This window comes from Klebsiella pasteurii (assembly GCF_018139045.1).
GTDB lineage: Bacteria > Pseudomonadota > Gammaproteobacteria > Enterobacterales > Enterobacteriaceae > Klebsiella > Klebsiella grimontii.
Genome location: NZ_CP073236.1, coordinates 4,529,727 through 4,545,133, shown reverse-complemented (window position 1 = coordinate 4,545,133; position 15,407 = coordinate 4,529,727). Strand labels below are relative to the sequence as shown.

Below are 15,407 nucleotides of genomic sequence, written 5' to 3'. Positions count from 1 at the left end.
TGACTTTCCGGTAGACGGCTAATTTGTCTCGTTTCCCACAGCAATCGCATAAACCATCACCCCCTCATCCCGAACCTGATATACCAGACGGTATTCCGAAGCGCGCACGGCTCGAACTCTGACAGCGCCTCTCAAAACCGGCTGACGCACTCCATCGCCACCGCTTTAAACTCATCAAAGCTGCGGGTGACGGCGAGGCGGGCCATAGCGCGTTCGCGCAGGAAGGTAACGAAAATATCGTAGATCGCCATCGCTTCTTCATACTCGCTTTTGCTGATGGCAAGCAGGAAGATGATATGCGCGGTTTCATCGCCCCAGGCGATGCCGTGCGGCGCAATCACGGTATAAACCACGGTCTTTTTCGCCAGCAGGCCGAGGGCGTGGGGCAGCGCGATGCCGTCGCCGAGCATGGTGCTGACGATAGCCTCACGCTCCACCACCGAATCATGGAACTCCGCGCCGACAAACCCCTCCCGCTGCAGCTGCTGGCACAGCGTGGCAAACAGCGTCTGCCGATCCATCGGGGCATCAATTACCTGAAAGTGAGTCTCATCAAAATACTTATTCAGCATCCAGGGACGCGTGCGGTCCACCAGCACAAGCTTGCCGATTTGGTCGAGCTGATAGTCGGTAGGAAACGGCGCAATGGTCACCACCGGCTTATCTTTCTCGCTGATGCGCACGGTGGAGATGACAAAATCTTCCGCGATCTCTTGCCGCTGTTCATATTCGCGCTGCGAGAGGGTGGCGGCAATTTCCAGCTGCGGATACTTTCGCTGAAGAATAGCTTCAATCATCCGCACCATCGCGTTGCTGGTATCGCACACCAGCAACACCTGCGGCTGACGCTGGTAGCCGATATTGTAATGGCGCTCCAGCCCGACGCCGATATGCAGCACCAGAAAGCCAATCTCATTTTCGCTGATGGCGTAGGGGGTATATTTTCCCCAGCTGGATACCGCCGCCAGGGTCATGTCCCACGCCATCGGATAGTGCTGCTTGATGTTATCGAGCAGTGGATTTGGGATCATTATCTGGTAGCGCACGCGGGTGATCATGGTCTTAATATGGGTCAGTAAATCCGCATGCAGCTGGGCGTCGTCCAGCAGATTGTAGTTATATTGCTGATTGATATAGCGCAGGATGTAGTTCACCAGCGCTTCGTCGTCGTCGGCGCTGATGGTGCCCGGATCGACGTCCTGCACCTGGCGGGCGGCAAGATGGACGCACAGCCACTCCTCTTCCGCCGCAGCAAGCGGTTTACCCGCCAGCTGTTGCAGGGTATTCGCCAGCTCGCGGGCGGCGTCGCGCACGTTCTGCGCCACATCCTCGGCGCTAAAGTCGGCCAGCGGATACCCTTCACTCACGCGGCGCACGGCAACCGCACCGTACAGGCAGACAAAGCGTTCTCCCGCGTCAGTCAGGCGCACGTGATGACGGGTCAATGTCTCCTGCAGCACGCCTGCCAGCAGCGCCGGTACGCTGGCGTCAAACGCCTCTTCGCCGATAAGCGGGTTCAGCGGCCCTTGCTGGCTCAGCTCCCACAGCAGATCGGTCAGGCAGGCGCGAATGGAGACCTCGCTGCCGAACAGCTTCATACCGTGGCGCGGACGCGTCTCGAGGGTGAGTTGATAACGCTGAAAACGTTCGCGTACGTCGACCATGTCGCCCTGTAAGGTGGCGCGGCTGACGAACCACGCATCGGCCAGATCCTCCAGCTTGATAGAAAACGCGGAGGTTAAAAAGCGCACCAGCAAAAAGTGGCTGCGATCCGCCGCGGTTCGCGGGATGTGCTGCGCTTTCGGCGCGCTCTCTTCCAGCGTCTGATAGCGCGACGGATCGTGAATCACCAGTTGATAACCGCTGCCGCGAGTAAGGGTGAACTGCGCGCCGTAGTGCAGCAGCAGCGCGTTCAGCGCGGTGATGTCCGCGCGCACCGTGCGAGTAGAAACCGACAGCCGCTGCGCCAGCTCCTCCTGCGGCAGCGTTTCGTTTTGCAACAGAGTAAACAGCTGCGCTAAACGTTGATTGGGAAATCGCATGTCAGTTCCTTTTTCTTACGGCTCAGGGTTGAGCGGATATCACCATCTGCGACGGGGCGCCGACCGGAGTGTAGTCCGGGGAGAACGTCAACCTGCCATCCTTCGGCGCGACGCGGAAACGGGTAATGTTGTCGCTACGCTGGTTCATGACGTACAGCCACTGCCCCTGACTGTCCAGGGTCAGCGTGCGCGGGTAGTCGCCGCGGGTCCAGATATCTTCCTGGTGGCTCAGGCTGCCGTCGGCCAGCACCGTAAAGTGGGCGATGCTGTTATGCAGCCGGTTGGCGACGTACAGCTGCTTGCCGTCGCGGCTCAGGACCAGGCCGGCGGCAAAGCTGGTGCCCTTATATTCTTTAGGCAGCGTCGAGACCGTTTTCCCCGCGCGCAGAAGGCCGGTTTGCTTATCAAGATGATAGAAGGTAAGCGTCGATGCCTCTTCGTTAATCAGCCATAGTCCGTCGCCCTGCGGCGTAAAAACAAAGTGGCGCGGCCCGGCGCCGGGAGATGAGGCGTCAATAAATGGCGGATCGTTCGGCGTCAGCTTGCCGCTGGCGTTATCCAGCCGGTACTGATAGATCCGGTCCAGCCCCAGATCGGTGGAATAAACGAACTTACCGCTGGGATCGGCGGCAATCATATGGGCGTGCGGGCCGTTATGATCGCTAATGGCAAAACTGCCTTCGACGGCCGCCGCCGGGCGTTCCGCGCCAGCAGGGCCTTGATCCTGATGTATATCCACCGCTTCACCCAGGTTACCCTCTTCGTTCACCGGGAGCACCGCGATACTGCCGCTGACATAGTTTGCCACCAGCAGATGGCGGCCATCGGGGGTCAGGGAGAGATAAACCGGACCGGCGCCGCCGGAAGCGACCTGATTGAGCTCGCTCAGTTCGCCGTTGCTGCCGATGCGCCATGCCTGAACCACACCCTTGTCCACTTCGCTGGCGGCGTACAGGGTTTTGCCGTCCGCCGAGACGGTGAGCTGGGCAAGATGAGGCAGCTTAGCAACCAGCGCTTTATCTCGCAGCGCTCCGGTCTGGCTATCGATGGTAAAGCGGTACAGTCCTTCACCATTGGGGTTGTAGGTGCCGACCCAGGCGTATTGGGTTTGCGCAGCGGCGCTGGCGGCGAGTAGAGAGAGTGAAGCAACAAGCAGATGACGAGCGGTTGGCATGGTGGCTCCTTGATGGTTCGCTGAGGGTTCCCCTCACCCTTTCCCCAGAGGGGCGAGGGAACAGTTCGGTATTCTCCCGCCCGATCGGCGCAAAAGGCACCGTCTGGTTATCTCCCTCTCCCTTTGGTAGAGGGCCGGGGTGAGGGCAACGGCGCTATTTGACTAACTGTTTGGTGATCGAAAGCAGCTGACGCACATCCGCCGGGCGGGTGTTACCGCTGGCTTTATCAATAATCGAACTGTAGATATGCGGGATAATTTTACTCACGCCGGCATCCAGCGCGATCTGCAGGATCTCGCCATAATTTTCCAGATCGATCCCGCCGGTCGGCTCCAGCCAGAAATCATAACGGGCGCAGGCCTCGGCCACCGCGATAAACTCGTCGCGATGCTTCAGCCCACCCATCGGGAAATATTTAATCGAACTGCCGCCCATATCTTTCAACAGCGCAATCGCGGTTTCCAGCGGTACGATGCCGTCCGGCGCGCCGCTGCTAAGCGGACCGGTGGAGATCTTCACCATGCCCGGCGTACCGGTTGGCGACACCAGACCGTTGACCACGGTTTCGTCCTGCCCCAGCAGCGCGCGGCTGGTCGCCACGCCGGTAAATACCTGATTAACGTGCTGCGGCTGCACCTGGCGCGAAATTTCGCTGACCATCGCCGACTGGTTCGGGTCACCGGCACCCAGTCCCACGGAGAGCGCGTTATCGATCCGCAGCGCGTATTCCCGCATATCGGCCACCGCGCTGGCGACGTCCGGGTAATTTTTGGAGAGCACGCCCACCAGTACATGACCTTCCGCCGCCTCATAAATCTCGCTGGCGTTATCTTTGCTCCCCGCCAGCACGTTCAGGCAGACGCGGTCACGATAAAAATTAGGGGTCAGTTTCATGCGTTTTTCTCCTTGTTCAAAACTTCTGCGATGCGACGGGAGACAATCTCCAGCTGCTGCGCGTTCACGCTGCGGACATCGGCTTCAATAATGCCTTCATTAGCTTTATAGCCACGGAAGTAGATGGCGTATTCGCCCTGCTTCAGCGCATTGACCAGATCGCCGGTATTGACGCCGGTCACCGCTTCATCAAACTTAATCTCTGCCCGCGCGATATCGCGGCCGGCGCTGTCCCAGACCACGCGCGCCGTCACGCCATTAAGCGTATTAAGCTGCTGAATAAACGGCGTCATCTTGGCCACCATCTGCTCACCGCTCTCTTTGCTCGCCGTCAGGTAATGTTCGATGGCGCAGGTCAGCCCGAGAATCCCCTCTTTGCCCACCTTCATCGCCCGACCAATGCCGTTCGACTGGCGTTTGACCCACTCAACGTATTGGGTTTTGCCAATCACCAGCCCGCTGGTCGGCCCTTCGATCGCCTTCGCGCCGCTATAAATCACCAGATCGGCGCCGGCACGATAGTAGGCCTGGAGATCTTCCTCCGCCGCCGCGTCGACAATCAGCGGCAGATTATGGCGCTGCGCCACCTCGGCCGCTTGCGCCACGTTGAGCATGCTTTTCTGCACGCAGTGATGGGATTTGATATACAGAATGGCCGCGGTGCGTGGGGTAATCGCCGCCGCCAGCTGCCCGGCGGAACATTCGTTGGCGTAACCCGCTTCCACCAGCCTGCCGCCGCCCAGCGCCACCATGGTGCCCACCGGCGCGCCAAAGTTGACGTTATGACCCTTAGGCAGCACGATTTCGTTGTTTTCGATCGGCGCCACGTGCAGGTTTTCCAGTAGCCAGTCGCTGTCTTTTACTAGCACCGCCGCCACCGACTGGGCAATGCCCGCCGAGGCGCAGGAGACGACGGTCGCTCCTTCCACGTCCAGCAGCTTCGCAATATACGCGCCGGTTTTGTTGACCAGATCTTTCATCTCGAAATACTGGTTCATGCCCGCCATCGCGGCCTCCACCACTTCCGGCCGCGGCGTGGAGACGCCGAGAATGGTCATACGGCCGGAGGTATTAATAACCTGTTTTAAATCATATTTCTCAAAAATCGAAGGCATTTTCCGCGCTCCCTTGTTCGGTCATATAGCCCTTGCCCGCGCGAACGGCGGCAAGCGGCTGCAGAATCGTGTCGGTCTGAAGGCTCTCTTTTTCCGCATCCACCAGCACCGTCGGCGTCTGCGCGAGGGTAAACAACGTAAGATCGGCGTCGTAGCCCACCTCCAACCGCCCTTTATGAGAAAGACGCAGGCCGTCTGCGGCGTGAGCGGTCACGCAGTCGATGACCTGCGGCAGCGACATCCCGATGGCGAGGAATTTCGACATCACCAGCGCCAGCGAGCGCACCGGGCCGTCGATACGGTTGCGGCAGTAGATATCGGAGCTGATGGTGTGCGGCAGAATGCCCATAGCAATCGCCCGCCGCGCCACTTCAAAGCTGAAGCTGGCGGTACCGTGGCCGATATCAAGGCGCACGCCGCGCTGTAGCGCGCGGGAAATCGAGCTTTTCAGTTCGCCGGACGGCGTCAGAATACGATTGGGTTTACCGTTGTAGCAGTGGGTAATGATGTCGCCGGAGGTCAGCAGGTCGGCGATTTCATCCAGGTCGGGCGGATTGTTGCCAATATGCACCATCAGCGGCAGGCCGCCGTTTTCCTGCTGCATCGCCTTCGCGCGCGCCAGCGGCGTAATGCCGTTTTCGCCCACCACGCTGCTGCTCATCCGCGCCTTCAGGCCAACGATAAAGTTCGGATAGCGGTTGACCGCCTGCTTCACCACATCCGCGTCGATATTCGCCATATTGGCCAGTTCATTCTGGGCAATCAGCCCGACGCGGGAGATATTAAGCAGGGCATAAACCTCAGTCGCGGCTTTGCGGGTCAACTGGTAGAAATCATCCACGTCGTCCGCACCGGTGCTGCCCGCGTCAATCACGGTGGTCACGCCGGTAGCAATCCCCACGCTGTCCGGCTCATCATGGTAAATCGGCGAGTTCGGATAGCAGTGAACATGGGAGTCAATCCAGCCCGCGCTGACATAACAGCTGCCGTCCAGCGCAATAGTTTTGCGCGCAGGGGCGCTAATCTCGCCAAGCGCCGCGATTTTACCGTCCCGGATGGCGATATCGGTCAGGGTATCGTCGACGAGGCGCGCACGGCGCAGGAGTAAATCAAACATATCTCTCTCCTGTTAACGCGGGCGCCGATGCGCCCGCAGAACTTAACTAATCGCCACCGGGAAGATTGACCCAAGCAGCATCGCGCCAAGGATCGCGCCGCCGGTGATCGGCTTCTGCCAGATGTAGAACAGCAGCGCGCCCGCCAAGGAGCCGATGCCGATAGGAATAGAAGCGGCCATGGCGCTGAGAATAATCAACGGCCCGAGGAAGCGGCCGGAGGCGTTACCGGCCCCCATCATGACGTCCGCGCCGTAGGTGGAGTCGCTCTGGTTGATGGTGAATTTACGCGCCAGGATGATGATGTAGCCAATGGCGAGGCCAAGCACCAGACCGGTGGCCAGAGAGGCGGCAAAGTTGGCGACCGGGAAAACAAAGCCCGCGCCGAGCAGCAGCGCCGGAACGCCCAGGCCGACGCCGGTCTGAATCGCCCCGCCGATATCCAGAATCCCCACCAGCGAGCCTTCGATAATACGCGCGAACAGGAAGCTGGCGCCGAACGCCGCTACCGCGCCGTAGGCCCCGGTATCGATTCCCGCTTTCAGCATCGCCACGAAAGCGACTTCGTTAAACGCGCCGATACCGTAGAGGTAGTACATATGCGTCCCGGCAAAGACGCCGGAGGAGAGCAGGCCAACAAAGATCGGGAACGACCAGTCGGCATACCAAAAACCTTTATTTTGTTCCATGAGAGGCTCCTGTTATTTACCGCTGAGCGAGTTGTGGATCAGTTCCAGCCAGTTCGGCACGGTCAGATGGAAGGATTCAATCATCTTCATATCGAAACCGCGGAAGAAGCCGCTCAGGACGAACAGCGCGACAATGGCCACCATCATCACTTTAGTGACGCGGTGCCAGCCGCTCTCTTCTACGCCTTTACCAATCAGGATACCCAGCACCAGGCCCGGTACGGCGTTACCCATAATCAGCTGCGCCGCGCCGCCGAAAATCGTCGCCCAGAAGCCCGATTTTTTACCGGCATCAATCGCCGCCAGCCAGAAGATAACCGGCATCACCGTGTTCACCAGCAGGTTCGCCGCCGGAACCAGGACTTTGACCGCCGTCACCTGCAGCGCTTCCGGTACTGAAGAAGCGGTCAGGTTGAGGAAAGCGACCACGATCATGCCGATAATGCCACAGGCGATGGCCATCTTTTTCGGATCGTGCAGCGTCTCGCCAACGTTGCGGTTTTTGATCATCAGGGCCGCCGCCCCCCAGTTGGGGATGATGCGGTGGTCAACGTCCTGAGTGAAGGAGCCTGCCGCGACGGAAGAGGCCCAGGCGTTGAAGAAGAAGCCCAGGCCAAAAGAGAAGTGGGAAGCCGGATCGCCTTCACATGAATTCAGCTCGCCCAACGTACGAAACGCCCCCATCCCCTGCGTGGTGGGCGCATGAAACATGCGTGCCGCTCCGGCGCCAACGCCGACGCCAACCAGGCCGCCAATGATGAGCGATTTTATTAAAATTATCAGGAACATAGTCTGACCCTTTGGTGAAAATCAGGTTTGCGCGACGAAATCCACTTTATCGAGATTAATGGCGGTCACGTTGACGGTGACCTTCAGCTCCACGCTGTAGCTCCGTCGCTCGCGGCGCAGAAAGAAGAATAAAAACGCCTCTTTTCGTACCGCTTCACGCGCATGAACAACCTCCACATCCTGTGGTTCAATACGCAGTAGAATGTGCGGCGACGTTTTCATCACCGCCGCCTGAACATGATTCAGCGCATCAGCGAAAGCGCGCGCTTTGCTCTCGCCTTTGCCGGCAACGCTCACCGTGGTGGTGAATTGCTCTTTCATACTCACGCGCCGTACTTCTTCTTCCAGGCCTCAACCAGGCGTTCGCCCAGCTCTTCTTTATCCATAAAGCCGAAGCCCAGAACGTTGTAGCCTTCGTTGATCGCGGTGACGCCTTCATCAACGGAACGCATACCATATTTTGCTTTGTAGCCGTGCTTATTCTGCGCGGTGATCGCCCCTGCGCCGCCGCTGCCGCAGAAAGAGATACCGAAGGTGGCGTTTTCGGCTTTCATCATATCGCCCAGCTTCATATCCGCGGCGACGCCCGGGACGACAACGGCGCGAGCGCCGGCTTTTTCCGCACCTGCGGCAACTTTTTGTCCTTTACCCAGGCGATCGCCAATAACAACAGTGATTTGTTCCATTTGAGTGCTCCTTACAGGTTATCTTTCGCGACTTCGAAGTGGACAGACAGCAGCCAGGCTTCTTCATCTGGCAGATTGCCGAACTGTGCGACCACTTCGCGGGCCAGCATCATTGAATCTTCCGAGATCTCTTCGAACAGGCTGGCATCCACTTCCGGCAGCGGCTCGCCGCTGATTGAGCGATGGGCCATCGCCCGAACGTGGGAGGTCAGCATTTGCTCCTGCACGTCGTTGGGGACGATGTTGCGGCGGCTCAATAGCGCGAAAACCTGCTGCAGCATCTTGTTGGCCAGCTGTTCGGTTAGCGTGGCCTGCTCCTCTGGGACGTGTGTTACCGCTCCGTTATTCACTTGAATTACCCCGTTGATGTCTCTGGGGATAACACTAATGCCGGGAAGGATGAGTTTGTAGCGAGTTGTTTTCCACTTCGAAGTGGAAAGAACGGCGGCAGGCGTGATTCATTTCACATAACCATAAGGAATGTGTTCACTTAGTCAAATTCACGTGATGAACATCACAAAAACGCCAGCGATTCTGAAGCGAAACCCGCTGAGTAGAAAAGAGAAAAATGTGATGAAGGTGGTTTTTATGTCAGCTTACCTACCTGCAAAGGCCTGCGGAACGGTTTGGGGTTTGGGGTTTGGGGTTTGGGGTTTGGGGTTTGGGGTTTGGGGTTTGGGGTTTGGGGTTTGGGGTTTGGGGTTTGGGGTTTGGGGTTTGGGGTTTGGGGTTTGGGGTTTGGGGTTTGGGGTTTGGGGTTTGGGAGTATTTTTCATTTTTCCATGCCGGGCGAGGCGTCAGCCGCCGCCCGGCAGAAATACCTAACATCTAAAAACGATTAACGATACTTCTTGTGATAGGCGTTGCGGGTGGTTTTGAACTCTTCCGCAGCGGCCTGGGCCTCTTTAACTTTACCTTCGTCGGCCAGCTTCAGCGCGCCGTCGATCTGGCCGATCAGCACATCAAAACCGTGACGATAGTCTTTCATTTCGGCACTGTCCGCCGCTTTACCTTCCAGCTTCGGCGGCGTCTCTTTCTGGGCATCCACCGCCGCCGTACGCATCTTATTCAGCGCCGCTTTCAGCTCGCCGGCGTCGGAGGTTTTCTGCACCACTTGCAGGTTCTCGGCAAGGGTATCCATGTCTTCGCCCAGATCGGCGAAGGCCGATGCCGAACCAAGCGCAAAAGCCGATACGGCCAGCATCGCTAACAGTTTTTTACGCATTGCTCACTTCCTTTTTTATTATTTAGCACACAGGTTTATTGCCCGGCGATTTTCATCTCCGGCAGCAGCACGGAACCGCACTGAATGTTGCTGCGCGTTTCGATATCGTCGCCGATGGTCACGATATTACGCCACATATCTTTCAGATTTCCTGCAATGGTTATCTCACTGACTGGATACTGAATTTCGCCATTCTCTACCCAAAAGCCGGATGCGCCGCGTGAGTAGTCGCCGGTGACGCCGCTTACACCCTGCCCCATCAGTTCCGTTACGACAAGACCGGTTCCCATCTCTTTAAGCAACTTTGCAAAACTGAGGCCGCGGCCGTTGATCCGCCAATTGTGAATGCCGCCCGCGTGGCCGGTGCTCTTCAGCCCCAGCTTGCGCGCCGAGTAGTTGGTCAGTAGCCATTGGGTCAGCACGCCATCTTTAATGATATCGCGGCGTTCCGTACGGACGCCTTCGCTATCGAACGGGGTTGAAGCCAGCCCTTTCAGCAGGTGCGGATGCTCTTCAATGGTCAGCCACTCCGGCAGGATCTGGCTACCCAGCGCATCAAGCAGGAAGGTAGATTTACGGTAAACCGACCCGCCGGCGATCGCTCCGACCAGATGCCCGAACAGGCCGGTAGCGACTTCGTTGGCGAAAATCACCGGCGCTTTCATCGTCGATAGCTTACGCGGAGCCAGGCGCGACAGGGTACGGCGGGCACACTCCTCGCCAACCCACTCCGGCGATTGCAGATCGTCTATCGCCCGCCCGATGGTATAAGCGTAATCTCGCTCCATATCACCATTCTCTTCGGCAATCACGCAGCTCGATAGCGAATGGCGGGTCGAACAGTAGCTCTGCAGCATACCGTGGCTGTTGCCGAATACTTTAATGCCGTAGTGGCTGTTAAAGCTGCCGCCTTCAGTATTGCTGATGCGCTTATCGGCTTTCAGAGCCGCCTGCTCAGCGCGGGAGGCCAGCTCAATGGCTTCGTCCGGCGACACTTCCGCAGGATGGAACAGATCAAGATCCGGGGCCTCAAAGGCCAGCAGCTCTTTATCCGCCACGCCCGCGCACGGGTCCGGCGAGGTGTAGCGGGCAATATCCAGCGCCGCCTGCACCGTGCGGGCGATAGCCTGCGGGCTAAGATCGGTCGAAGACGCGCTGCCTTTACGGTTTTGGTGATAAACGGTGATGCCCAGGGCACCATCGCTATTGAATTCTACGTTCTCCACTTCGCCGTAGCGGGTGCTAACGCCGATACCGGTAGTTTTGCTGACGGAGACTTCCGCGCCGTCGGATTTGCCTGCCGCCAGTTCCAGCGCCGTGGTCACGGCCTCTTCCAGCGTCTTACGCTGTTGTGCAACTTGAGAGATGACTTTCATCGCTAATGCCATAATGTAAGAAGGAGTTAACTGAAGTCTAACAGAGAACCGTTTTTCAGTGCGCGCCTTAACTGGTAACATTAGTCTCTTTTTTAAGGAGCCTGAGATGACAAAGCAGCCCGAAGACTGGCTCGACGACGTCCCTGGTGATGACGTCGAAGATGAAGACGATGAAATTATCTGGGTCAGTAAAAGTGAAATTAAGCGCGACGCCGAAGAACTGAAGCGTCTTGGCGCGGAAATGGTCGAGCTGGGTAAAAACGCGCTTGATAAAATCCCGCTGGATACCGACCTGCGCGACGCGATTGAACTCGCCCAGCGTATCAAGAAAGAAGGCCGCCGCCGCCAAATGCAGCTGATTGGTAAAATGCTGCGCAGCCGCGACGTCGAGCCGATTCGTCAGGCGCTGGACAAGCTCAAGAACCGCCACAACCAGCAGGTTGCGCTGTTCCATAAGCTTGAGCAGATCCGCGATCGTCTGATTGATAATGGTGATGAGGCCGTTGCTGAAGTGCTGAACCTGTGGCCTGACGCCGATCGTCAGCAGCTGCGTTCGCTGATCCGCAACGCCAAAAAAGAGAAAGAAGGCAACAAGCCGCCGAAGTCCGCGCGTCTTATCTTCCAGTACCTGCGTGAACTGGCCGAAAGCGAAGGCTAATTCTGAACGACTCCCCCGGATACGGCCCTAGCCCGATCCGGGCGACCCACCTCCTCTTACAGATCACTTGATCGATAGCCAGTCGTCGTTACCGTGGCTTAAAATCGGTTTTAATTTTTCATTTTAATTCCATTCTGCGTTTAAATTTAACTTTTATTTCACAAAAAAACCGTTCCATTCTAGCCTGCCTGGACACCCCACCTTTTCGGCAATGCTGCCAGAATAATACTAATACATTGATTTTATTAAATTAAAAAACAGAATCCCGCCTTTAAAACGCTGACTTTATCAGCAGTTTGTTTATCTTTGATCCATCTCTCAAAACGGTCTCGTTATTTCATACATTATTATAATGAAAAAATAATTTCATTAAGTCACGAGAAACGAAACGGTGCGAGCGTGTATTTTGGCCAGTCAGTTCTGTTAATTAAAACCGAGCGTCTGCAGGCTTTCTTCAGGAGAAAGTCGACCAAATCTTCCGCGCCACCGCAGGTGAATCGCCGGTAATCATCGGGAATTCACTATTCACGAGAGTGGCTGACCCGGCGCTAAGCCGTTTGCCGCCGGTCAGAGCCAGATTTTTAGAGAGTCGACAGCTATCATCATGGAGAAAAATATGACTACTGTACCAAGACTGAAATATTTCGTTGATGGTCAATGGCGCGTATCGCAGACCGAACGCTATATGGACGTCTATAACCCAAGTACCGGGGAAGTGATGGCTCAGGCCCCCTGCTGCACCGAGCAAGAAGTGCTGGATGCCGTTGCCGCGGCGCGCAAAGCCTTTCCGGCATGGTCAGATACGCCAGCCATTAAACGCTCGCAAATTATGTTCCGCGTTCGCGAATTATTAATCCAGCATCAGGACCGCTTAACCGAGCTGGTGGCAAAAGAAAACGGTAAAGCCTGGGGCGACGCCCAGGGCGATGTCTTAAAAGCGAAAGAAGGCACCGAGCTTGCCTGCTCGATTCCCACTCTCATGGCCGGTGAAAACCTGATGGACGCCTCTGCCGGGATCGACACCAACCTTTACCGTGAGCCAATTGGCGTGTTCGCCGGTATTGTGCCGTTTAACTTCCCGGCGATGATCCCGATGGGATGGATGGCGCCATTATGCGTCGCTTCCGGTAATACCATGGTGATAAAAGCGGCCAGTATGACGCCGATGACCTGTATGGAAATCACCAAGCTCTACCAGGAAGCAGGCGTGCCGGATGGGGTTATCAACGTGGTGACCTGCTCACGTAACGAAGCCGATATCTTGCTAACCCATCCGGACGTCAACGGCGTCTCCTTCGTCGGCTCTACCTCCGTGGGCCTGCACGTTTACTCCAAAGCCGCCGCTCATGGCAAACGCGTCCAGGCGCTGTGCGAAGCGAAAAACCATGCCCTGGTGCTGGCCGATGCGCCGATTAACCGCACCGCAGCGGGGATTATCAACGCCGCGTTTGGCTGCGCGGGCGAACGCTGTATGGCGTTGCCGGTCGTCGTGGTGCAGGAAGAGATCGCCGATAAGCTGATTGCCGCCGTCGTCGAAAAAGCCAAACAGCTGAAAATCGGCCCCGGCTATCTGCGCGATACCGATATGGGTCCGGTGATTTCTAAAGACCATAAACGGTCGGTGGTCGACTGGATTAATAAAGGCATTGAGGAGGGGGCGAAGCTGGTGCTCGATGGTCGCGATATTAAGGTTCCGGGCCAGGAAAACGGCTTTTACGTCGGGCCGACCATACTGGATCGCGTAACCGAAGAGATGAGCGTCGGAACACAGGAAATTTTCGGGCCGGTGCTGTGCTTTAAGCGGGTGAAAACCTTCGAAGAAGGTCTGCAATTAATGAACAATAACCCGTTTGCCAACGGCTCGGTTATTTTCACCCAAAGCGGCTATTACGCCCGTGAATTCCAGAAACGCACGCACGGCGGTATGGTCGGTATCAACGTCGGTATCCCGGTACCGGTCGGCGTATTCCCGTTCTCTGGCCATAAGCAGTCCTTCTTCGGTGATCTGCACTGCCTGGGCAAAGACGGCGTACGTTTCTACACCGAATCAAAATGCGTGACCTCGCGCTGGTTTGATGAAGAGGAAGCGAAACGCGAAAAAGTCGACTCCTGGGACGGTACGATTTAATCGCAGCTTATTTCTCCAATTAATTCGAGTTGCCGCCATCGCCTCCCCCTGGAAATATGGCGGATTTAAAAGAAACAGCTCCCTCCAGATATTGCTCCGGCAATATCTGGAGCATTAATTCGATTTTTTTACTCTGCACGTGTCGCTGAATCGTAAATGACGAATGCACACTAAAAAAATCCTTAATATTAAATGGAGTTTCCTATGACCCAGGCCTTCTCAATTCCTCGTAGTATTATTTATGGCGAAAACGCCTTAGAACATCTTTCCACGCTAAGCGGTAAAAAAGCCGCATTAGTCACCGGCGGAAGTTCAATGAAGCGTTTTGGCTTTCTGGATAAAGCCGTCAGCGAACTTAATAAAGCGGGGATGGAATGCATTATTATCGATAATGTGGAACCCAACCCATCCATTAAAACCGTCTGGCGCGGCGCAAAAGCGATGCTGGCCTTTGAACCAGACTGGATAGTGGCGATTGGCGGCGGCTCTGCGCTTGATGCCGCCAAAGTCATGTGGTGTTTTTACGAGCATCCGCAACTGAAGTTTGAAGATATTCTCCCAGTCGGCTCCATGCCAGCGCTGCGCAATAAAGCCCGGTTTGTGGCGATTCCTTCCACCAGCGGCAGCGCCTCTGAGATCACCGCGTTCTCGGTGATCACCGATACGGCAAATCATATCAAGCACCCGATTGTTGCCGCCGATCTGGTGCCGGATATCGCTATTCTCGACCCGACAATTCCGGCAAAAATGCCGCCGCACGTAACCGTTCACACCGGTATGGACGTTCTGACCCATGCGATTGAAGCCTATGTGTCCACCGCGGCCAACTCCTTTACCGATCCCTATGCGGTAGAAGCGATTCGGCTGGTGTTTAAGTATCTGGAAACCGCCTGGCGCTCACCTGATGATATAAACGCCCGCATGCATATGCATAACGCCTCTGCGCTGGCGGGAATCGCCTTCACGAATGCTTCGCTGGGATTAGTCCACGCGATGGCGCATAAAATTGGCGGCGAGTTTGGTATTACCCACGGGCTGGCGAACGCGATTATGTTGCCTTATATCATTCGATATAACGCGAAGTTCACCAAAAAATATCGTCAGCTGGAAGCGGCTTTAGACATCAATAACCTAAGTGAAGCGATCAACGCGCTGAATCAACGTCTGGGCGTGCCGAAAACCCTAAGCCAGTGCGATGAAGTTGAAATCAATGAAGTGACCTTTGTGAATGTTCTCGACAGAATGAGCCGCCATGCCGTCGACGATCCATGCACCTTAACTAACCCTAACTATCCGTCTGTTCAGGATGTCAAAGGGCTCTATACCCAGGCATTCTACGGCGCTTAATCGCCTCCCCACTGTTTTTTTTAAACGCTAAAGCAGCGTCAACCAGGGCCGCATGGATAACTAAAACCCGGCGGCCTTATCGGTTCTACAGACGTCATCATAGCCATGGCCAGTAATAGCTGAATCGTTAAAGCTTTCTTCGTTTTAAATCACAAATTTTTAGCAACT

General features: G+C 56.3%; 15 protein-coding genes. 3 read left to right on the top strand and 12 right to left on the bottom strand.

Annotated elements, in window-relative coordinates:
* Positions 1 to 131 precede the first annotated feature (131 nt).
* The 12 genes from KCG39_RS21385 to pmbA form a co-directional block, all read right to left on the bottom strand.
* Positions 132 to 2,042: a BglG family transcription antiterminator gene (locus KCG39_RS21385; RefSeq protein WP_004128221.1), complete on the bottom strand. Its 1,911-nt coding sequence runs from the start codon at positions 2,040 to 2,042 to the stop codon at positions 132 to 134.
* A 22-nt stretch (positions 2,043 to 2,064) separates the two neighbouring features.
* Positions 2,065 to 3,216: a lactonase family protein gene (locus KCG39_RS21380; protein ID WP_123828538.1), complete on the bottom strand. Its 1,152-nt coding sequence runs from the start codon at positions 3,214 to 3,216 to the stop codon at positions 2,065 to 2,067.
* Between the two features lie 154 nt (positions 3,217 to 3,370).
* Positions 3,371 to 4,111 (bottom strand): 2-dehydro-3-deoxy-phosphogluconate aldolase, encoded by a 741-nt coding sequence (dagF, locus tag KCG39_RS21375; RefSeq protein ID WP_049113511.1) that lies wholly within the window; start codon positions 4,109 to 4,111, stop codon positions 3,371 to 3,373.
* Positions 4,108 to 5,226, bottom strand: coding sequence for a DgaE family pyridoxal phosphate-dependent ammonia lyase (locus tag KCG39_RS21370; protein WP_087829733.1), 1,119 nt, complete (start codon positions 5,224 to 5,226; stop codon positions 4,108 to 4,110). Before KCG39_RS21370 ends, dagF begins: the two co-directional genes overlap by 4 nt.
* Entirely contained in the window at positions 5,210 to 6,343 is a 1,134-nt protein-coding gene (locus KCG39_RS21365) for an amidohydrolase/deacetylase family metallohydrolase (protein WP_004128211.1), read from the bottom strand. Before KCG39_RS21365 ends, KCG39_RS21370 begins: the two co-directional genes overlap by 17 nt.
* 42 nt (positions 6,344 to 6,385) lie before the next feature.
* Entirely contained in the window at positions 6,386 to 7,030 is a 645-nt protein-coding gene (locus KCG39_RS21360; protein WP_004128208.1) for a DUF4310 family protein, read from the bottom strand.
* A 12-nt stretch (positions 7,031 to 7,042) separates the two neighbouring features.
* Positions 7,043 to 7,819, bottom strand: coding sequence for a DUF4311 domain-containing protein (locus KCG39_RS21355; RefSeq protein WP_004098075.1), 777 nt, complete (start codon positions 7,817 to 7,819; stop codon positions 7,043 to 7,045).
* A gap of 21 nt (positions 7,820 to 7,840) precedes the next feature.
* Positions 7,841 to 8,140: a DUF4312 family protein gene (locus tag KCG39_RS21350; RefSeq protein WP_112166565.1), complete on the bottom strand. Its 300-nt coding sequence runs from the start codon at positions 8,138 to 8,140 to the stop codon at positions 7,841 to 7,843.
* A 2-nt stretch (positions 8,141 to 8,142) separates the two neighbouring features.
* The gene (locus KCG39_RS21345; protein WP_004098072.1) at positions 8,143 to 8,505 is read right to left on the bottom strand and encodes an SFCGS family glycine-rich protein; all 363 of its coding nucleotides are present in this window, start codon (positions 8,503 to 8,505) and stop codon (positions 8,143 to 8,145) included.
* Positions 8,506 to 8,516: 11 nt separating this feature from the next.
* Positions 8,517 to 8,855 (bottom strand): PRD domain-containing protein, encoded by a 339-nt coding sequence (locus tag KCG39_RS21340; RefSeq protein ID WP_004128203.1) that lies wholly within the window; start codon positions 8,853 to 8,855, stop codon positions 8,517 to 8,519.
* A 488-nt stretch (positions 8,856 to 9,343) separates the two neighbouring features.
* Positions 9,344 to 9,730 (bottom strand): cytochrome b562, encoded by a 387-nt coding sequence (gene cybC, locus KCG39_RS21335; RefSeq protein WP_004128201.1) that lies wholly within the window; start codon positions 9,728 to 9,730, stop codon positions 9,344 to 9,346.
* A 35-nt stretch (positions 9,731 to 9,765) separates the two neighbouring features.
* Positions 9,766 to 11,118: a metalloprotease PmbA gene (gene pmbA, locus KCG39_RS21330; protein WP_004128199.1), complete on the bottom strand. Its 1,353-nt coding sequence runs from the start codon at positions 11,116 to 11,118 to the stop codon at positions 9,766 to 9,768.
* 94 nt (positions 11,119 to 11,212) lie between these two features.
* Between pmbA and yjgA the strand changes: the two genes are divergently transcribed.
* The 3 genes from yjgA (at position 11,213) to KCG39_RS21315 (ending at position 15,239) form a co-directional block, all read left to right on the top strand.
* On the top strand, positions 11,213 to 11,764 hold the full coding sequence (yjgA, locus tag KCG39_RS21325; protein ID WP_004128196.1) for a ribosome biogenesis factor YjgA: 552 nt from the start codon (positions 11,213 to 11,215) through the stop codon (positions 11,762 to 11,764).
* A 616-nt stretch (positions 11,765 to 12,380) separates the two neighbouring features.
* Complete coding sequence (locus KCG39_RS21320; protein WP_004128193.1) at positions 12,381 to 13,892, top strand: CoA-acylating methylmalonate-semialdehyde dehydrogenase; 1,512 nt, start codon at positions 12,381 to 12,383, stop codon at positions 13,890 to 13,892.
* 204 nt (positions 13,893 to 14,096) lie between these two features.
* Complete coding sequence (locus tag KCG39_RS21315; RefSeq protein WP_004128190.1) at positions 14,097 to 15,239, top strand: iron-containing alcohol dehydrogenase; 1,143 nt, start codon at positions 14,097 to 14,099, stop codon at positions 15,237 to 15,239.
* Positions 15,240 to 15,407: the final 168 nt, after the last annotated feature.